At 63.0% G+C, this 18,420-nt stretch carries 21 protein-coding genes; 13 read left to right on the top strand and 8 right to left on the bottom strand.

Annotation, left to right across the window (positions count from 1 at the left end; genetic code table 11):
* The first annotated feature begins 46 nt into the window (after positions 1-46).
* Complete coding sequence (locus VGO12_RS18895) at positions 47-448, top strand: helix-turn-helix domain-containing protein (RefSeq protein ID WP_327514290.1); 402 nt, start codon at positions 47-49, stop codon at positions 446-448.
* Between the two features lie 28 nt (positions 449-476).
* Here VGO12_RS18895 and VGO12_RS18890 read toward each other — a convergent pair whose 3' ends face one another.
* Positions 477-1,397, bottom strand: a complete 921-nt coding sequence (locus VGO12_RS18890) for a LysR family transcriptional regulator (RefSeq protein ID WP_327514289.1) — start codon at positions 1,395-1,397, stop codon at positions 477-479.
* A 147-nt stretch (positions 1,398-1,544) separates the two neighbouring features.
* Here VGO12_RS18890 and VGO12_RS18885 point away from each other — a divergent pair, with 147 nt between their 5' ends.
* A complete protein-coding gene (locus VGO12_RS18885; protein ID WP_327514288.1) occupies positions 1,545-1,817 on the top strand; it encodes a DUF2798 domain-containing protein in 273 nt (90 codons plus the stop codon).
* A gap of 161 nt (positions 1,818-1,978) precedes the next feature.
* Positions 1,979-2,344, top strand: a complete 366-nt coding sequence (locus VGO12_RS18880) for an SH3 domain-containing protein (protein ID WP_327514287.1) — start codon at positions 1,979-1,981, stop codon at positions 2,342-2,344.
* A 68-nt stretch (positions 2,345-2,412) separates the two neighbouring features.
* Here VGO12_RS18880 and VGO12_RS18875 read toward each other — a convergent pair whose 3' ends face one another.
* Positions 2,413-4,572 (bottom strand): right-handed parallel beta-helix repeat-containing protein, encoded by a 2,160-nt coding sequence (locus VGO12_RS18875; RefSeq protein ID WP_327514286.1) that lies wholly within the window; start codon positions 4,570-4,572, stop codon positions 2,413-2,415.
* 221 nt (positions 4,573-4,793) lie between these two features.
* Positions 4,794-5,633, bottom strand: coding sequence for an SDR family oxidoreductase (locus VGO12_RS18870; RefSeq protein ID WP_327514285.1), 840 nt, complete (start codon positions 5,631-5,633; stop codon positions 4,794-4,796).
* Between the two features lie 133 nt (positions 5,634-5,766).
* Here VGO12_RS18870 and VGO12_RS18865 point away from each other — a divergent pair, with 133 nt between their 5' ends.
* Positions 5,767-6,123, top strand: coding sequence for a helix-turn-helix domain-containing protein (locus tag VGO12_RS18865; protein ID WP_327514284.1), 357 nt, complete (start codon positions 5,767-5,769; stop codon positions 6,121-6,123).
* Between the two features lie 53 nt (positions 6,124-6,176).
* On the opposite strand, the gene VGO12_RS18860 is transcribed toward VGO12_RS18865, so the two are convergent.
* Complete coding sequence (locus VGO12_RS18860) at positions 6,177-7,055, bottom strand: VOC family protein (RefSeq protein WP_327514283.1); 879 nt, start codon at positions 7,053-7,055, stop codon at positions 6,177-6,179.
* Between the two features lie 304 nt (positions 7,056-7,359).
* On the opposite strand from VGO12_RS18860, the gene VGO12_RS18855 reads away from it, so the two are divergent.
* Both VGO12_RS18855 and VGO12_RS18850 read left to right on the top strand, forming a co-directional pair.
* Positions 7,360-7,782 (top strand): universal stress protein, encoded by a 423-nt coding sequence (locus VGO12_RS18855; protein WP_327514282.1) that lies wholly within the window; start codon positions 7,360-7,362, stop codon positions 7,780-7,782.
* Between the two features lie 65 nt (positions 7,783-7,847).
* Positions 7,848-8,192 carry a TraR/DksA C4-type zinc finger protein gene (locus tag VGO12_RS18850; RefSeq protein ID WP_327514281.1) on the top strand — a complete coding sequence of 115 codons (345 nt, stop codon included), beginning with the start codon at positions 7,848-7,850 and terminating at the stop codon, positions 8,190-8,192.
* An 8-nt stretch (positions 8,193-8,200) separates the two neighbouring features.
* Here the strand turns inward: VGO12_RS18850 and VGO12_RS18845 are convergent, their stop codons facing one another.
* Positions 8,201-8,689 (bottom strand): GNAT family N-acetyltransferase, encoded by a 489-nt coding sequence (locus VGO12_RS18845; protein ID WP_327514280.1) that lies wholly within the window; start codon positions 8,687-8,689, stop codon positions 8,201-8,203.
* 235 nt (positions 8,690-8,924) lie between these two features.
* Between VGO12_RS18845 and trhA the strand changes: the two genes are divergently transcribed.
* The gene (trhA, locus tag VGO12_RS18840; RefSeq protein ID WP_327514279.1) at positions 8,925-9,587 is read left to right on the top strand and encodes a PAQR family membrane homeostasis protein TrhA; all 663 of its coding nucleotides are present in this window, start codon (positions 8,925-8,927) and stop codon (positions 9,585-9,587) included.
* Positions 9,588-9,626: 39 nt separating this feature from the next.
* Here trhA and VGO12_RS18835 read toward each other — a convergent pair whose 3' ends face one another.
* The 3 genes from VGO12_RS18835 to VGO12_RS18825 all read right to left on the bottom strand — a co-directional run bounded on the left by VGO12_RS18835 (position 9,627) and on the right by VGO12_RS18825 (position 12,370).
* On the bottom strand, positions 9,627-10,151 hold the full coding sequence (locus tag VGO12_RS18835; protein ID WP_327514278.1) for a hypothetical protein: 525 nt from the start codon (positions 10,149-10,151) through the stop codon (positions 9,627-9,629).
* Between the two features lie 133 nt (positions 10,152-10,284).
* Positions 10,285-10,692, bottom strand: a complete 408-nt coding sequence (msrB, locus tag VGO12_RS18830; RefSeq protein WP_327514277.1) for a peptide-methionine (R)-S-oxide reductase MsrB — start codon at positions 10,690-10,692, stop codon at positions 10,285-10,287.
* Positions 10,693-10,777: 85 nt separating this feature from the next.
* On the bottom strand, positions 10,778-12,370 hold the full coding sequence (locus VGO12_RS18825) for an EAL domain-containing protein (RefSeq protein WP_327514276.1): 1,593 nt from the start codon (positions 12,368-12,370) through the stop codon (positions 10,778-10,780).
* A gap of 462 nt (positions 12,371-12,832) precedes the next feature.
* On the opposite strand from VGO12_RS18825, the gene VGO12_RS18820 reads away from it, so the two are divergent.
* Genes VGO12_RS18820 through VGO12_RS18795 form a run of 6 tightly spaced genes read left to right on the top strand, consistent with a single transcriptional unit; the run spans position 12,833 to position 18,409 of the window.
* Entirely contained in the window at positions 12,833-15,193 is a 2,361-nt protein-coding gene (locus VGO12_RS18820; protein WP_327514275.1) for a putative monovalent cation/H+ antiporter subunit A, read from the top strand.
* Positions 15,190-15,609 carry a Na(+)/H(+) antiporter subunit B gene (locus VGO12_RS18815; protein ID WP_327514274.1) on the top strand — a complete coding sequence of 140 codons (420 nt, stop codon included), beginning with the start codon at positions 15,190-15,192 and terminating at the stop codon, positions 15,607-15,609. Before VGO12_RS18820 ends, VGO12_RS18815 begins: the two co-directional genes overlap by 4 nt.
* Positions 15,609-15,986 (top strand): Na+/H+ antiporter subunit C, encoded by a 378-nt coding sequence (locus tag VGO12_RS18810; protein ID WP_327514385.1) that lies wholly within the window; start codon positions 15,609-15,611, stop codon positions 15,984-15,986. Before VGO12_RS18815 ends, VGO12_RS18810 begins: the two co-directional genes overlap by 1 nt.
* Positions 15,987-15,993: 7 nt before the next feature.
* The gene (locus VGO12_RS18805) at positions 15,994-17,556 is read left to right on the top strand and encodes a Na+/H+ antiporter subunit D (RefSeq protein ID WP_327514273.1); all 1,563 of its coding nucleotides are present in this window, start codon (positions 15,994-15,996) and stop codon (positions 17,554-17,556) included.
* Positions 17,553-18,029: a Na+/H+ antiporter subunit E gene (locus tag VGO12_RS18800; protein ID WP_327514272.1), complete on the top strand. Its 477-nt coding sequence runs from the start codon at positions 17,553-17,555 to the stop codon at positions 18,027-18,029. Before VGO12_RS18805 ends, VGO12_RS18800 begins: the two co-directional genes overlap by 4 nt.
* The gene (locus VGO12_RS18795) at positions 18,026-18,409 is read left to right on the top strand and encodes a cation:proton antiporter (RefSeq protein WP_327514271.1); all 384 of its coding nucleotides are present in this window, start codon (positions 18,026-18,028) and stop codon (positions 18,407-18,409) included. The genes VGO12_RS18800 and VGO12_RS18795 overlap by 4 nt, the downstream gene beginning before the upstream one ends.
* The last annotated feature ends 11 nt before the right edge of the window (positions 18,410-18,420 follow it).

The following is an 18,420-nucleotide window of genomic DNA, read 5'->3' as shown; positions in this document are numbered from 1 at the left end:
TTACCGACGTTTCCGGTTTCCCCGCGGTAACTGGAGAATTTTGCCCATGAGCTTGAAGATTCGAAAGAACAGGGCCGCCGCATTGCCACCGACCTGCCCGGTGGGCGAGTGTATGGTCATGCTCGGCGGTGCCTGGGCACCCAACATCATCTGGTACTTAAGCGGCGGTCCGCGCCGTTTCAGCGAGCTCAAGATCGACATTCCCGGGATTTCGGCAAAGGTGCTGAGCACACGGCTGAAGGAAATGGAGGAGAAGGGCGCGATCGAGCGGCGGATCGTGCCGACGTCGCCGCCATCCGTCGAATACCGGCTCAGCGACCTCGGAGAGGAGTTCGTGCCCGCGATCCACGCGATCGTCGAGGTCGGCTACAAGCTCAAGCTTCGCCGCGAAGCGAAACTTGAGGCAGATGCCGCGGCGCAGAATGCCTCCGAGGCTGTGTCCGCCTGATAGCGTTTCCATCCGGCAATGGTTGTGGCTACCAGCGGCCTTTCAATGTCTTGACCGCGTGATCGATGAACGCCCGGACCTTCGGTGTTTCCGCCTGGCGGTCGGCAAAGCAGGCGTAGAAGTCGAAGGGTTCGTGGTCGGTGTTGGCCACGCCCTCGCACGGCAGCCCGCCGAACAGCGGAACCACCAGTCCGCGCTCGATCAAGGGTGTGGCGATAAAGGCGCCGAGCCGGGTGATGCCGGCGCCGGCGATCGCCATTTCCGCGAGCGTATCGATGTCGTTGCTGACAATCGACGCCTTCAGCTCCGGCTCGAAGCGCATGCCGTCGCGCATGAAGGCCCAGCGGAAGATGCGGCCGTGCCCGGCGTAGCGATAAACCAGGCAATCGTGATGGACGAGATCCTCCGGCCTTTCCGGCCGGCCGCGTCGCTGAAGGTAGGCGGGCGCTGCACAGATGATCATCGGCACCGAGGCAAGCTTGCGCGCGATCAGCCCCTGTTCCAGTTGCAGGCCAAAGCGCACGCTGATGTCGATGCCTTCGCCGATATGGTCGATCTCCCGGTCGGTGACGACGAGCTCGATCGAGACCTCGGGGTATTTCGCCGCAAACGACGGCACGAGCGGTGCCACGACGTGGCGACCGAAGGCAACGGATGCTGAGATCTTGAGCGACCCGCGTGGCTCGGCGCTGAGCGCGGAGACGGCTGCGGCCGCAAGCTCCAGTTCATGCACGACGCCACGCACCCGCTCGTAATAAATCCTACCGCTTTCCGTCAGACCAAGCTGGCGCGTGGTGCGACTGAGCAGCCGGCTGCCGAGCGTTCGCTCCAGCCGCGCGATGTTCTGGCTTGCCGACGCGGGCGTGATCCCGAGCTTTCGTGCCGCAGCCGCGATGCTGCCCTCCTCGACGCTCCTGACGAAACTCTCGACGCCACGCAAAGTGTCCATAATGACATCCATCGAATTGATATTGCTATTCGATAGTTTTGCCTACTTCTGAGCGAGGCTGCAATGGCCTACTTCGCCGCCATGCGATCCGTATAGTGCGGCTCGAAGCGAGGGGAGGACCCCTCGGTCAATATCGGAGACCTGCCTATGGAAGACACGCTGTCTGCTCCGCGGATCGCCCGCAGCCGCAAGCTGCCGCCGCGCGCCGCCCCCGTCGCCTTTGCCTTCTTCATGTCGGCGATCATGGCGTTCCTGATGTCCTGCGTCATCGTCGGCGCCAATACGGGCATCGACGCCGGCTACCCCGTGCGCGTGATCGGCGCCTACGCGCTGGCGATGCCTGTCGCCTTCGTCTGCGTACTATTCGTTCGCCCGTTCGTCGCCCGGCTCGTCGGCTTCGTCTGCCGCCTGCCGGCCTGAGCATCAACCGTCCCGGGTCGACCGGGACGGGCAACCGATGCATTCGCATCGTCCCGTTGACGAGCCTCTCGTCCATTCACTTGCAATTCAGCTCTGCCGTCGCATCCTCATCGGTGCCGCCAGTCACAGGCGGCTCCAGCCAGGGGGCATTCGAGATGGGCATGCTGACAAAACTGGTATCGGCCGCCATTCTGGCGGTAGCGCTCACGACAGGAGTGCCGGCGGCCGCCAGCACCTTCGTGGCCTGGGAAGTCGCCGGTGTCGACTGGAACGATGTGCTCAACGCGCGGGCCTGGCCATCCTCGTCCTCGGCCGTGCGCGCCGGCTATCCCAATGGCACGAGGCTGCAGATGACCGGGCGCTGCATGAACGGCGTGGACTTGAAGCGCATCGCCCGATGGTCGGCCATTGCCCAACAGCGGGCGGTGCGCGCCACCTGGTGCCAGATCTGGCATGATCCGCAACGCAACGGGAATTGGCAGGAAGGGTGGGTCTACGGCAAGTTCATCCGCCCTGCGCGGTTCTGACCCTAGAAGCCAGGCATTCATATCGGCGGTCGGAGCCACGCCCGGTCACCCGGGCGCGGCTGGAGCCTTTAACGGCAACGCGTGGCGGCGTTGCTCTGGTCAAGCTTGGTCCCGTTGACCGTCAGCACCGAGCCCGGCGACTGGGTGATCGTTCCGGCCGTCCAGCCGGTGTCAAGCAGGCAATCCTTCGGCGTATTGGTCACCGTGACATTGCCGTTGATGTTTTCGGTCGGGCCTGAGAAATAGAGGCCCGCCTTGCCGGCCTTGTCGACCGTCATGTTCTTCAGCGTGATGTCGCTGACGGGACCGCCCAGGAACTCGTAGTCGCTGCCATAGATGTAGGCGCCGTAGGTGCCGGCATTGGTCACGGCGACGTCCTCAAGCGCAATGCCCGAGACCGGATTGAAGAAGATGCCGGCATTGCGCGTGCCGTCGATCTTCAGCCCCTTCACCTGAACGTTGGTGGTTTTTACGTCCAGGTTCGGGCTGGAGACCAGCATCAGGCCGTTGATGCCACCGGACAGACGCATGTCGTTGATCCTAACATCAGAGGTGCCCTGCAGCACCATCAGGTCCATATCGCGATCCTGCTTGGAATTGTCGATGGTTACCCGGTCGAGCTTGGCGCCCTTGCCCGCCACCAGCAGCACGCCTTCGCGGCGCGAATTGCTGATCGTGACATTGTCGAGCGTGACGTTTTCCGTGCCGGTGACCAACTCGTAGTCCGTTCGCCCGACCTTCCTGAACTCGCCGCCGGCAAAGACGCCGTAGGTGACCTTGTCGATGACAGTGTCGCGCACCGTCACGTTGCGGCCGCCGACCGAACTGATCGCGGCATAGGGCGCCTTGTTCGGGTTGTAGATCGAGAATTCGCAAGTTGTGTTGTTCTCGCAGATGTAGAGGTCGTGGATCCGGCTGCCCTCAACCACAGCGCCGTTCACTCGCGTGAAGCGAATGCCGTCATGATTGGTCGCGGCAATGTCGACATTGTCGACGGTGACATTAGTCGCGTCGGTGGCGGAGATGCCGGCAAGGCCGCCGCGCACCGAAAGCTGCGAGACGGTGCTGCCCGACGCCATGGAGATCACGTCCTGAGCGGGGTTGTAGCCGGTGATGGTGGTCGCCGCACCCGTATTGACGAAGGTTGCGGTAGCGCCGCTGCGCGCGCCGCGCACGGCGATCTCGCCACCGCCGCCAAGAAGTGTCTGGCCGTTGCCAAGCGCCAGCGTCCGGTCGAGACCGAGATTTCCATCGGCCAGGATCAGCGCATTGGCGCCGGCAGCGCCGATCAGCGCGTTGATGTCGCTGGCACTGCCGGATGCCGTGGAGATGTTGACGACCCGTCCGGCGTCACGGCCGCTGTCGACGAACTGCGCCGTTTCGATATCGCCGGTCGCTCCGGCATGGGTGCGGATTTTCGTCGCGCGCTCGACCCGCTGGGTCATCGGGTCGAAAGCGTCGCCGGTCGAGCCGGTGGCGCCGAACGGGATGCGCAGCCGCGCCGTGACGGCGCCCTTCAGCTTGTCTTCGTTGTCATAGGTGCCGGTGACGCCGAGCGAGACGGTTGAGCCCTCGGACAGACCCGGAAGGTCGGCAAATGTCAGTTCCGCGCGCAGCTTGGCGCCGAACATGTCGTCGAGGTTGCGGCCGCCATACCAGTAGCTGCCGCCGAACACCTTCAGCTGCACGTCGGAATCTTCGGCAAAGACCGGCAGCCGGCCGCCGATTTCGGCATCGATGCCGCGGCGCGCCCGTTCCTTGCCTTCCTGGAACACGAGCACGTGGTCGCGCACATAGGCAGCATTGAAGGCGCTGAGCGACTTGGCGCCGGTCAGCGGCAGATAGAAATTGCTGCGCATTTCCAGGTCGCCGCTGAGTGCTTCGAGGCCGAACGACACCTGGCTGAACGAATTGCCGTGGGTGCTCTTCAGGTAGTCGTAGTAGCCGTAGGCGCCGATGACCCACTGATCATTGGCGCGGAAGCGATAACCGGCGCCGATGGAGCCCTGGCGGACGGCATCGTTTTCGATCGCTCCGCGTGTATCGATGAAAATGGCATTGCCCGAATCGAGCACGAAGGGCAGGAAAAAACCGCCGCTTGCCGCCGAGCCGCCGCTGAAAAACCCGCCTTCGATTTCCGCCTGGGGCCGAAGGTCGAGTGCGAGCGAAGGGCTCGAAAGCAATGTGCCGCTTGCCAGGGCGGCGATAAAAATTTGCTTATTTTTCATATCATTAACTCCGCATATATTCGACCTTAGTCTAGGCCGCTTGGGCATGCGGTTAAGATATGTGATTGTAATACTCAAGTTTATTGATCGGCAAAGTGTACGCTATCCAGCGGCGTGTTGACGCAGGCGGTGCGTACGTTCGATGCGCAACCTTAGGGCTGTGTCGTCGTATCGCGCCGACCGCCCGCCAGACAGCGGGCGGGCGGCGCGAAAAAGGCCGTTTAGCTCTTCAAGGCGGCAATGTTGTCCCTGGCATAGGTCTCGACACTGCGCGGCTCATGGCCGGTCAGCGTCTTGACGTCGCCGGTCGGTGTCGCGACCCAGCCCTGGCGCACGGGGTAGAAGATCGATGCGAGGAAGCGTGCGTAATCTGAAGGGACGCCCGCGCCGGTCAGGATGTCGACGAAGGTCTCGTCGTCGACCGGTGCATAGGCGATCGGTCTTCCGGTGACGCGCGACAGGATGGCGGCAGCTTCGTCGTAGCTCAGCGCTTCCGGACCGGTCAGGTTGAAGGCCCGTCCGTTGAAGGCGTCACTCGTCAAGGCGACCGCCGCACTTTCGGCGATGTCGCGGGCGTCTATGAAGCTGGTCTTGCCCTCGGCCGCCGGGACGGAGATCGTGCCGTGGCGGATGCCCTCGATCCAGTAGCTGTGGAAATTGTCCGCGAACCAGTTCGGTCGCAGGATGACGTAGGGCGTGCCAGATTTTTCGAGCAGCAGTTCGACCTGGCGATAGGGGATGCTGTCATCCGCATCGACGCCGATCACGGTCATCAGCACGATCTTGATGCCGCGCGCTGCGGCCGTCTTGACGATCGGACCGAGCAGACCCACGGGATCGAGATGACCCCCCGGCGCCAGCACGAACAAGCGATCGACACCAACAAGCGCAGTGTCATGCGTCGAGGCATCGAGATAATCGAAGGTGACGGCCTCGGCGCCCTCGATCGGTGTCGCCTTGCGTGTCGCGGCCTTGACGGCTTCGCCGCGGGCAACGAGTGCGACAACCAACTTGCCCCCGATGGTTCCGTTCGCCGTGAGAACCAAAATCTTGCCTGTCATCGTCTTCTCCTTGGTTTCCCAATGAAACTATAGTTCCAATGGAAACTAGATATAAACTCGGAAAAATGCTGTAAAGGAGGCAGTTTTCGGTGACATGGTTTCCGCATGGAAACCATCTTGGAGCCCGCGCGCGATGGAATACGACGTTTATGCTCAGGCTTGCCCGACCCGTCTCGTGTTGGATCGGCTTGCCGACAAATGGGCCGTTCTGGTGCTCGGCAAGCTCAACGAACAGCCGGTGCGCTTCAATCAATTGAAGCGCGAGATCGAGGGTATCTCCCAAAAGGTCCTGTCGCAGATTTTGAAGAAACTGGAGCGGGACGGTCTCGTCAGCCGCAGCGTTTTCGCCACCGTCCCGGTCACCGTCGAATACGCGATCACGCCGCTTGGTCGCACACTCGCGTCCACCGTCGCGGCGCTCTCGCGCTGGGCCGAAGACAACATCGAGGCGGTCCTTGCCGCTCAACAAAAATACGACCGCAGCGCCTGAGGCGGCTGCGGCCGGAAATGACCGCGGAGACCCGCGGCCTGGGAGAGGGGTGATCAGGCGACCAGTTTCAGGCCGATGCCCCAGGGATCGACAAGGGTGTGGCCGTTGCCGTTCCGGCTGACCGGAATTTCCAGCCCGTCGAGTTTGGCAAGCGCCGCAGCGAGCTCGGCTTGTTCCCTGAACTGGATCGTATAGTCCGAAAGGCCCGTCATGTGGCCATCACGCTTCGGCGCGCCGCGCGAGTTCCAGATGTTGGCGGCAACGTGGTGATGGTATTTGCCCGAACCGAAAAAGCTGGCGCCGGGATAACGCGCCATCAGCCCAAGCCCAAGCACGTCGCGGAAGAATGCATCGGCCTCGGGAATATTCGAAACCTGCAGATGGATATGGCCGATGGCGGTGCCGTCTGCCATGCCGTTCCATGTATTCTTCGGCGCCTCGTCATAGAGCGCCTGCAGGTCGAGTGGAAGCGTATCCATGCCGACGGTGCCGTCCGGCTTGAAGCTCCATTCGCTGCGCGGCCGGTCGCGATAGACTTCGATGCCGTTGCCCTCGGGGTCGGCAAGGTAGATCGCCTCGCTCACCAGGTGATCGGACGCGCCCTGGAGCCGGATATTGTTGTGCGCGGCATGCGCCAGCCAGCGGCCGAGCTCCGCGCGATCCGGCACCAGAAAGGCGTTGTGGAAGAGGCCAGGCGCATTGCGTGGCGCCCTGGCCGCATTGCCTTGCGTCGTCAGCGTCAGAAGCGGCCGGTCGGCAACCCCGAGCGTTTCACCGCTTGCGCTGCTGTCGATCGGTTTCAGTCCCATGATTGTCTGATACCAGGCGGAAACGACGGGCAAATCCTGGACCACCAGATGGGCGTGATCGACATGAGCAGGCATGGCGAGTGCGTGCTCGGCCGGAATGTCGTGCGTCTGTTGCGACGTCATCTCTGTCTCCTTTGCATCGACGCTGAGCCTCGTTGTGCGGCTCAGTTTCGTTGAAACTGTTGCCGGGAATATGGGCCGGCGCGTCCGTTCACGGAAGCCTGTCGGTTGCTTGATGTTGTGTTCGATGAGCGTTGACAGTGGAGTCCGTCGCCCTACCTCTTTTGAGAGGGATCTTGTGGCCGTGCCGCTGCCGATTTGATTTCAATCAAAGCTGAATGCGCAGCCGAGGCGCAATCTCCAGGCGACGGTTTGACCTGTCGCATCGAGCGCCGGCGATCCGGGTGGGCAACAGAAGGAGTGAAGCATGTACAAGAAGATCATCGTCCCGATTGCCATGGATCAGCTCGAACATGGCGAGTCTGTGCTCGGCATCGCCGAGAAGCTGATCGACGAAGGGGGCGAGATTATCCTGCTGAATGTCGTCGAGGATCTGAACGCTTACGCACAAGGGTACATGATCGTCGACTTTCCGCTGGAGATGGTCGAGGAATCCCGCAAGCAGGCGCAAAAGACCCTGGATGCCCTGAAGACCAAACACGGGATCAACGGCCGCGTCGAAATCCGCACCGGCGGTGCCGCCGGCACCATCAATGCCTTCGCCGGCGAGGAAAACGCCGACCTGGTAATCATTGCATCGCATGCCCCTGGGCTGATCGACTATTTCATCGGTTCGACCGCAAACCGGGTTGTCAGCCATTGCCCCTGCGCCGTCCTGGTCGACCGGTAAGCTGCCAATGAAAAGAGTGCGTGCGGCGCGACAACCTCGCGCCGCCACCGCCAAGGAGTGTTCAGATGGACAAACATGCGGTTGACGAATTCCGCGAACGCCTCACGCACCGCAAACAGGAATTGCAGGGGCGCCTGGTCAAGATCGAGCATGATCTCGATGAGCCGATGAACGCCGATGTACCCGATCGCGTGACGGAACGGGAAGGCGACGAGGTCTTGGAGGGTCTCGGCCTTGCCGGGCAAGAGGAGATCCGCGCGATCGACGCAGCACTCGACCGGATCGCGGCGGGCACGTTCGGGACCTGCGTGCGCTGCGGTTTGCCGATTTCGTCCGCACGCTTGCAGGCCGTACCCCATGCGCCGCTCTGCCAGGACTGCGCCGCAGAGGTTTCGCGCGGCGGACGGTGAACGCTACGCTACCGGTCGTGCCCTGTTTGGCTCGTCACGACGTCCGCCAACGCCAGCTTCAGTCGCGGCAGAAAGCGGCCGGGGATCGCGGTCGAGGCGACGACGCCATCGTCGATGGCGCCCATGCGCCGATAGAAATCTGCGGCGCCCGGGTCGGCATCGATGGTCATGACGAGGGCGTCGCGGCGGCGCGCTGTCTCGACGCACCAGTCGAAGAGCTTCCGGCCGACGCCGCCCGCCTGCGCTTGCGGATCGACGAACAGTTTGTCGAGTTCGCTGGTCAGCCCGTCTGTGCGGACCTGCGCCATGCCGAGGATCCGATCGCCGTCGACGGCAATCTGCAGGTCGCTATCCGTCCAGTCCTCGGCGTTCAGCGTCAAGGATGGCCGGCACGCCTCGATAAACGCAGCGTCGTAACCCCACACGGCTTTCGATCGCAGGCAAAGTTCGCTGAGCTCTGTCGCCTGTCCCGGGTGAGGGGCTCGCAGGATCGTCATGCTGTAACCCCCGTTTGCTTTTTCGTCGCTCCCATGTGGTCATCGCGAGACCCGTAAGCAAGTCCTTGACGGGCGTCGGAGATACCTCAGGCGGTTGTTGTAATGCGTTGCAAAAGTTGATGCTTTTGCCATGCCCGCCTGTCTTTGCGGCCGAGCGCCGCTGTGGCAGGATGATTGCCGGGCGACGGTGCGACATCAACGAGCGTGCCGCGAAAAGAACCGGAAGAGGGATTGCGTGGAGATTGCTGGCGTCAAATGGAACTATGACCGCTCGGAGCTGATCGCCGACGGCATCGTGCATGGCATCGGCCTTGCCGCCGCACTCGTCGGCGTCACCGCGCTGATCTTCTATGCGACCCTTTGGAGCACGACCGGCCAGCTGGCCGCCGCAGCCGTTTACGGAGCAGGATTGCTTGCCACGCTCTCGATTTCGTTTCTCTACAATCTTTACCCGGTCTCGCGCACCAAATGGTTTCTGCGCCGCTTCGACCATTCGTCGATTTTCGTCCTCATAGCAGCGACCTATACGCCCTTCCTCCAGCGCGGCCTGGATGATCCGTTCCTGTTCGTGATGCTGGTCGGCATCTGGGCGATCGCGGCACTCGGCGTTGCGATCAAGTGCCTTTTCCCCGGCCGCTTCGACCGGCTGGCCATTCTGCTTTATCTGGCGATGGGGTGGAGCGGTGTGCTTGCGGTCGGGCCGTTGCTTTCGACGCTGACCGTGACGACCATGGTGCTGATCCTGATCGGCGGCATCATCTATTCTGCCGGCGTCATCTTTCATGTGTGGGAGAAGCTGCGCTTTCAGAACGCGATCTGGCACGGCTTCGTCGTCGCGGGAGCGGCGGTGCACTATTCGGCTGTCGTGACCTGTTTCAGTGCGGCCTCCGCAACCTGAGCCGCTCGCTGGGTCAATGTTTGGCTATCTTCCGAGCGTTCAGTTCGGAGCTTCGTTCGATACCGCCGCAACGGGCGGATGCTGACACCCTTCCGAGGGCCTCAGCGCTTCGGCCATGCGCGAGATCACGCCGTCGAAGCTTGTCAGACGGCTCTTGCGATACTGCAGGCGGAAGTATGCAGCGCTGCCATCACACAGTGCGACGGCCCGCGTATAGAAAACGTCCTCGCCACGCGATCCGGAAAAACTTGCCCAGGCCGACGTGACGCGGGAATAGACGATCCGCCATTGCCCCTCGCGCTCGTAGCCGATGCGATCGTTGACGTCGGTTTCGAAATCACCGTCGAGAAGCGTGCTGCCGAATACCGATAGCGTCGCGCCATTGTCGTTGGCATGGAAGCTCGCGCCGTCACCATTGTCGCCTTCGCTCTGCAGTTCGAAGCCGGGGGGGATGTCGAGCACGTAGCCGAAGCGCGCGTTCGCATAGGGTTGCCAGTCTTCGGCAGCCACCGCGGTGAGGGCGGGCGACAGGAAAAGAGCGAGTGCAGTCAGGATGCGTAGCATGCGGACCTCCTCTCGGCTCGCTCGGCACACTGTCGTCCTATATCACGACAACTGGCACAGGGCCTGTTTCTAGGGGAACACCGGCCCCCATGCCACTCCTTCCGCGCGCCAGTGTCAATCCTCGGCAAACGCGTCAATCCTCGGTAAACGTCATGGCGTGGCCGTTGAGGCAATAACGCAGACCGGTCGGCGGCGGGCCGTCGGGGAAGACGTGGCCGAGATGGGCATCGCAGTCGGCGCAGCGGATCTCGGTGCGCACCATGGCATGCGAGCGGTCCTCGATCTCGCGGATCGCCTGATCGTCGATTGCTGCGAAATAGCTCGGCCAACCGCAACCGGAATCGAATTTCGTGTCGGAGCGGAAGAGAGCGCGGCCACAGCCGACGCACTCATAGGTGCCGGTCTGCTTGTTGTTGAGGAACGGGCCGGTGAACGGACGCTCGGTGCCCTGCTGCCGGGTAATGCGGTACTGTTCCGGCGAAAGCTGCGCCCGCCATTCCGCATCGGTCTTGACCACCTTGGGCGTCCTTACAGTCGTCATCGCAAATCTCCTGTCGTTGCCGTCCCAATATAGGAGCGCGACGAAAGGTGCGCAAACCGCGCCCGCAGACAGGCAGTTCAGAATCTCATGCGATTTCGCGGCGGATGACTGCCGGGCCGACCCCGCGCCGCCGCTTGCTGTCGCCGTAGAACGCAATGAACTCCGCGGCCGGAAGCGGCTTGGAAAACAGGTAGCCCTGGCCGTACTGCACGCCACGCTCCTTGAGATAGTCGGCCTGCTCCCGACGTTCGATACCCTCGGCGACGATGTAGAGATCAAGTGACTTGGCGATGTCGATGATGTGCGGGGTGATTGAGCTGGTGGCGGAATCCGTGCCGATGGTATCGATGAAGGATTTGTCGATCTTCAGCGCGTCGAGTGGCAGTTCCTGCAGGTATTGCAGGCTCGAGTAGCCGGTGCCGAAATCGTCGATCGCCACCGAGTGGCCGCGTCGGCGCGCCTCCTCGATGGTAACCCTTGCCGATTTCACGTCCATGAAGCCGCGCTCGGTCGCCTCCAGCCAGATTTGCTGGGGCAGGACGCCGGTGTTGGCGAGCATGGCCTCGATGACGGGCAGGATGCGGCCGGACTTGATGTCGTTGGCCGCAAGGTTGACCGCGATGTGCAGCGAGCGATCGCCGACGAGCACGGCCTTGAGTTCGGCGATCGCGGTCTGGATCACCTGGTCGGTGATTTCCTCGATCAGTCCGTTCTCCTCCGCCAGCGGAATGAACAGATCGGGGCGTACCATCTGGCCGTCCGGACGGCGCCAGCGCACCAGCGCCTCCGCCCCGACGCAGATGCCTGTGTTGAGCTCGACCAGGGGCTGGTAGTGCACGACGAACTCGCGCCGGTGAACGGCGATCGAAAGTTCGCCAAGCGGCGACAGGCGGCGGCGCGACATCCAGACGACGAGGCCGACCATCAAGGCTGCGACCACGGCACCGACCGGCAGGAGCAGCAACCGCTCCCGGTCCATGTCCTTGAGCATGGCGATGTCGGGGGCGCTTGCAACCGCGATCCAGTTCGCCCCTTGAGAGGTCGCAAAGAGATCGCCGGCATGGCTGCCGGTTTTGGGGAGCTCGGCGAGCCGCGCCGTCAGGGAGGCGTCCGGATCGTTCAAGGTGCTGACCACGACGGCGTTTTTCGTGGCGACGGCCAGCCGGGTCCCGGGCTCGGCGATCACGTCGACAAAGCGGGCCGGGTTGGTCAGCACCGTGTAGGATCGATAGCGAAAGGCGGTCATGGCCGTGCCGGTGCTGATCGTCGGGTACATCCGCGGGATCACTTCGATACCGCCGTCGGCGATAAAGTCAGCGGGCGGCGCGCGCGTAAGCCGGCGGGGCGGATAACCCCAGGAGGTGCATCGAAGCAACCCGTTCTCAAAGTAGCCGATATCCTCGATCGCGGTCGTGTTGACGACGAGGGATCGCATCGCCGCGATGTGGGCCGTCATGCAGGGCGGCAGGTCGAACCTGTCGGCGGCCCGCAGCGCATGAGCCGCTTCGTCAAGAGCCGCGTCCGCGCGCATGATGGCGTAGTCGGCAAGGCGCGCGAGCCGGGCCTGTTCGCTGCGCACGGCGATCGACCACGACAGGTAATAGGCTGCCAGCATCGGCAGGATAGCGCCGAGCGCGGCCAGAACACTGGCGATGACGACTATCCGAGATCGTTCCAAGCAGGCCTCGCCCGTTGAAGATGGTGTCTGCTGTTTCGTGTTTTTGGCGGCAGTTCGACTGTCAGAGGCCTAGCAGCCTTGCCGTCATCATTGTGGTCGAAGGCAGAAGTCGCGAGCCCTTGCACGTCACTGTTTGAGCCGACAACTTCCGGCTGTTTATTCTGAATTGAGCGGGTCTCGAAATACAACTAACACGTCTTGCTGTGCCGTTTCCAGCGCGTTCGATCGATGTGCAGGCTGCGCGTGAGTATGTTGCTAACAGCATTTTAACGATTCGGTTCACCGGCGCGCGAATTCAGCGAATCTGATAATGCAAAACCTGCTATTTCGAATGGCTTGGCCGATTTGGCGGCACATAACGTCGATTTTACCTGCATAAGGCTTGAGGCGCCAACACCCTTCTTTTATGTCGGGCGCTCAATGGATTGATTGGTAAAGAAAACAAAGGAGAAAGCCCGAACGATGGACGTTTCGGCCCTGACATTGCTGGCTCTCGCACTCCCTTTCGTCGCGGCGTTGCTCGCGCCGCAGCTGACGCGTCTTCTCGGGCACAACGCCGCCTGGGTTCTCGCACTTTTTCCGGCGGCGATCGTCCTGCATTTCACGCGCTTCTGGCCGGAAGTGGCAAAGGGGGAGGTCGTCACCGGCGGCTATGCCTGGATCCCGTCGTTCAATGTCAGCTTTTCCTGGCTGATCGATGGTCTGTCGCTGACCTTCGTTCTCCTGATCGCCGGCATCGGCATGCTGATCGTCCTTTACGCCGGCGGATACCTGAAAGGTCATCCGCAACAGGGGCGGTTCTTCTCGTTTATCCTGATGTTCATGGGATCGATGCTCGGGCTTGTCGTTTCCGACAGCTTCCTGATGCTCTTCGTCTTCTGGGAACTGACCTCGATCACGTCGTTCCTGCTCATCGGTTTTGATCATTCGCGCGAGGCGGCGCGCCGCGCCGCCCTTCAGGCGCTGGTCGTGACCGGGGGAGGCGGGCTGTTCCTGCTTGCCGGACTGCTGGTCATCTGGAACGTCACCGGTGTCACCCAGCTCTCGCTGCTCACCGCCTTCGGGCCGGAGATGCGCGAAAGCCCGTTCTATCTCGCAGCACTCCTCCTCGTGCTCGGCGGCGCCTTTACCAAGTCGGCGCAGTTCCCCTTCCACTTCTGGCTTCCGAACGCGATGGAGGCGCCGACCCCGGTTTCCGCCTACCTGCACTCCGCGACGATGGTGAAGGCCGGCGTCTACCTCTTGATGCGGCTCAATCCCGTGCTCGGCGGAACGCCCGAATGGCAGATCCTGCTGCCGCTCTTCGGCGGCGCAACCCTTGTCATCGGTGCCGCACTCGCCTGCCGTCAAACTGACCTGAAATTGATGCTCGCCTATACGACCATGGCCTCGCTCGGCCTCTTGGTGATGTTGACGGGACTGGACGTGCCGCACGCGATCGAGGCGGCGGCGCTCTACCTGGTGGCGCACTCCCTGTTCAAGGGAGCCCTGTTCATGGTGGCCGGCATCATCGACCACGAGACGGGCACCCGCGATGTGACCCGGCTTTCGGGCCTGCGCTCCGCCATGCCGCTTACATTCGTCATCGCGCTTGCCGCGGCGTTCTCGATGGGCGGCCTCGTGCCCTTCTTCGGCTTCATTGCCAAGGAAGAGATCTACTATGCGCTTTCGGGCTTCGATGGTCGCATGATCATCTTTGCCGTTCTCGCCCTCGTCGGCAACGCGCTGATGTTTGCGGTTGCCTTTGCCGTCGCCCTGAAGCCTTTCATCGGCGAAAGGTCGCAGACGCCGCTTGCCCCGCACGAAGCTCCGATCCTGCTTTGGCTCGGACCGGCGCTGCTTTCCGCCAAGGGGCTGTCAGCCGCGCTGCTTTCGGGGCTCACGCACGAACTCGTGTCGACCCCGATGGCCTCAGCCATTGCCGGTGCGTCGCGCGACGTCACCATCTCGGTCGTTCCCCACATTGGCGCGCCGCTTGCGATGTCGATCGCCACGGCGGTGCTCGGCGCGATCGTCTATGTCAAGCTCGACCGGGTGCGCGCCTTCGTCGGCGCGGTGCTTGCCGATATCGGTTGGGGCCCGGACCGCGGCTTCGATCAGTTCATCCAGGGGCTCGTTCGTTTCTCCGTTGCCTTGACGCGACGGCTGCAGTCGGGCCGCCTCGAGGTCTACATGACCGCGACCTTCGTTCTGGTTGCCTTCGTGCTCCTGGTCGTGCCGCTATCCTACGGCGAGTTTCCGCGCGCGCCGTTCTTCGCCGCCGACGTGCCACTGCACGAACTCGCGATCATGGCGATCGCCGTGATCGGGCTTGCCGCCGTGGTGCTTGCGGCCGACCGGCTGACGGCCATCGTGTCGCTCGGCATCCAGGGTTTTGCGGTCGCCGTGATTTTCCTGCTCTACGGCGCGCCCGATCTCGCCTTCACCCAGTTCATGATCGAGACGCTTTCGGTCGTCGTTCTGGCGTTGGTGATGACGCGTCTCAGGCTCTCGCCGTCCGATCATCGGCCGGTCGCGCAGACGATCCCGGATTTCACCATCGCGCTCGCCTGCGGCCTTGGCTTTGGCCTGATGCTCCTGAAGGTGACCGGCGTTCCCTTCGATGCGACGCTGACGGATTTCTTCAATCTCTATTCGAAGTCGATTGCGCACGGCGCCAATGTCGTGAACGTCATCATCGTTGACTTCCGCGGGACTGACACGCTCGGCGAGATCGCCGTGGTGATGGTCACGGGCCTTGCCATCCTGTCGCTCGTGCGGCTGCGGGCCGGATCGCTCCGCCGCATCGCCGACAACGACCCGGATGCGGAGGAGCGCGCATGAAATCGGTGATCTTTCGCGCCGTCGCGCCGTTCCTGACGAGCCTGATGGTGCTGTTTTCGATCTTCGTCCTGCTGCGCGGACACAACGAACCGGGCGGCGGCTTCATTGGCGGGCTGATTGCGGTCTCGGCCCTGGCGATCTACGGCATTGCCTGTGGTGTCGAGACGGTGCGCCGCGCCATCTATTTTCATCCGATGGCGATTGCTGGCGCCGGATTGTTTGCAGCCACCGTCGCTGGCCTGATCTCGATGGCGGCGCGGGTGCCCTTCATGACCGGACTGTGGATCTATCCCTCCGTTCTCGGGGTGGAGATCCCGCTGTCGACGGTGACGCTGTTTGACGGCGGCGTTTATCTCGTGGTCGTCGGCGCGATCAGTTCGATCGCCCTGTCGCTCGAAGAGCGGGGAGGCGAATGATGGAAGCCTGGTTCGCGCTGCTGGTCGGCATCTTCTTCACCGTTGCGATCTACCTGCTCCTGTCGAAATACATCATTCGCGTGTTGCTGGGCGTTGCGATCCTCGGCAACGCCGTCAATCTGCTCATCTTCACCGGTGGCCGGCTGACCCGCGGCGTGCCGCCGGTCATTCCAGGCGATCAGGATGCGCTTGTCGGACCTGCGGCCAATGCGTTGCCGCAGGCGCTGATCCTGACGGCGATCGTCATCTCCTTCTCTTTCTTCGCCTTCCTGCTGGTTCTCTCCTGGAGGGCCTACGAGGAACTGCAAACAGACAATACCGACGAGATGCGCGTCGCCGAGCCGAAAGACGAGCCGGCTCCGCCGCTTGGATATTGACCGACCCATGGCCGCTTCGACTTCTCTCCCCGCTGACCTTTCCGCAGCACTCGTGCTCGAGCCCGTGGCGCTGGCCGATTGGCTGGTGATCCTGCCCGTTGCCTGGTGCCTCGCCGTCGGCGCGCTGCTCGTGATGTTGCGCCGGCCGATCGGCTGGCATCCGTTCATCGCCGTCGCGGGCCTCGCCGGGCTCGTGCTGATCGACGTCCTGCTCCTTCGCCACGTGCTCGCCAATGGGCCCGTAACGATGGTCATGGGGCGCTGGCTGCCGCCCTTCGGCATCGCCTTCACGGTCGACCTGACAGGCGCGCTCTTTGCCCTGACGGCCTCGGTTGCGGCGCTGGCCGGCGGCATCTATTCGCTGGCCGACATCAATGACAGCGGCCGCCGCTACGGCTTCTATCCGTTCCTGATGCTGTTGATGGCGGGCGTGTCGGGCGCCTTCCTGACGGGGGACGTCTTCAACCTCTACGTCTGGTTCGAGGTGTTGCTGATCTCGTCCTTCGGCCTGATCGTGCTTGGGTCCGAGCGTGAGCAGATCGACGGCGCGGTGAAGTACGGCTTTCTCAACCTGGTCGCCACCACGCTGTTCCTGATCACCACCGGCTATCTCTATGCGACCTTCGGCACGCTGAACATGGCCGACATTGCCCGAAAGGCCGAAGGGCTCGCCGGCACGGCGCCGCTGATGACCCTGACCGCGTTGTTCGTGCTCGCTTTCGGCATGAAAGCCGCAGCCTTCCCTGTCAATTTCTGGCTGCCGGCCTCCTACCACACGCCTCGTGTCGTCGTTTCGGCGCTTTTCGCCGGTCTTCTGACCAAGGTCGGCATCTACGCGCTCATCCGCGTCACGATCATGCTGTTGCCGGTGGAGCGCGAAGAGCTGAGCTTCGTCATTGCGCTTGCCGGCGCGCTGACGATGCTTGTCGGCGCCTTCGGCGCGCTTGCTCAGTCGGACTTCCGCCGCATGCTCGGCTATCTCGTGGTCTCCGGCATCGGCTCGATCCTCGCCGGTGTCGCGGTGGGCGGTCCTGGCGGCATCGGCGGCGCGATCTTCTATGCGCTGCATTCCATGCTGGTCATGACCGCGCTCTATTTTGCCTCAGGCATTGCTGCCCGGCTTGGCGGCGGCTTCTCGCTCCAGTCGCTGGCCGGCCTCTATCGACGCCATGCGGCGTTTGCAGCGCTGACGCTGATGCTCTGCTTCGCCGTTTCCGGCCTGCCTCCGTTCTCCGGCTTCTGGCCGAAGGTCATGCTGGTCAAGGCGGCACTCGATATCGGTGCCTGGTGGCTGGCCGCCGCATTGCTTGTGACCGGTTTCCTGACGACCGTCGTCACCGGCCGCTTCTTCCTGCTCGCCTACTGGCGTGACCTGCCGGAAGGGAAGGTTGCTCCGGCGCCGGCGCGGATTTCGCCGGCAACGCTCGTACCGCTTGCGGCACTGACCGTTCTGATCCTTGCGATCGGCGTCTATCCTGAGCCGGCGCTTTCGACGATACAGAGTGCCGCGGCGGGGCTCGCCGAGCCGTCGGCCTACGTGAACTCGGTCTTTCCCGGAGGTGCCAGGTGACCAAGTTCCTGACCATCAACCTGGTGTTCACGGCAGTATGGGTGGCGATCAGCGCCAGCTTCACGCCAGCAAACCTTGTCCTCGGCTTTGCGGTCGGGGCGCTTTCGCTGCTTTTGATCCGGCGCGAACTCCAGCCTGTGGCCTATCCGGTGCGCCCGCTGAGGCTCTTCGTGCTGACGGCGCTTTTCTTCAAGGAACTGGCGGTCTCGGCGACCAAGGTTGCCTGGATGGTGGTGCAGCCGAAAATGGTGCTGAAGCCCGGCATCTTCGCCTATCCGCTGACGGTCAAGAGCGACTTCGAGATCGCCTTGCTCGCCAATCTCATCACACTCACGCCGGGGACGCTGTCGGTCGACGTGTCTGAAGATCGCCGGACGCTTTACGTCCATGCGCTCGACTGCGCCGATCCTGGCGCGCTGAAGCGCGATATTGCCCGCGGTTTCGAGCGGCGGATCAAGGAGGCGTTCGAATGAACCTGGCCGAACAGATCGAGGCTCTCGCCACCGGTTTCGCGCTTGTCGTGCTGTCCTTGGCACTCCTGGTGACGGTGTGGCGGATCATTCGTGGCCCGACGCTGCCCGACCGGGTTCTTGCGCTCGACATGCTGGTGGCCATCGCCATCGGGCTGATTGCCGTGGTCGCGATCCGCACCGGCTTCAACCTCTACATCGATATTGCCATCGCACTCGGCCTCGTCGGCTTCCTGGCAACCGTTGCCTTCGCGCGCTTCATCCTGGCGCGCGGCCTTGCGCCGGAAACCGGAGGCGCTGAGGCCGGCGCGGCGAAAGGCAGGCGTGCAGCCGGAGCGCGTACCAATGCCGGACAGCGCAAGCGCAAGGGAGGACGCCGATGAGCCCCTTTTTC

Origin of the sequence: Ensifer sp., assembly GCF_035999135.1 — a bacterium.
Classification (GTDB): Bacteria; Pseudomonadota; Alphaproteobacteria; order Rhizobiales; family Rhizobiaceae; genus Ensifer.
Note: the sequence above shows the minus strand (reverse complement) of the source record. Positions and strands in the feature narration are given on the sequence as shown.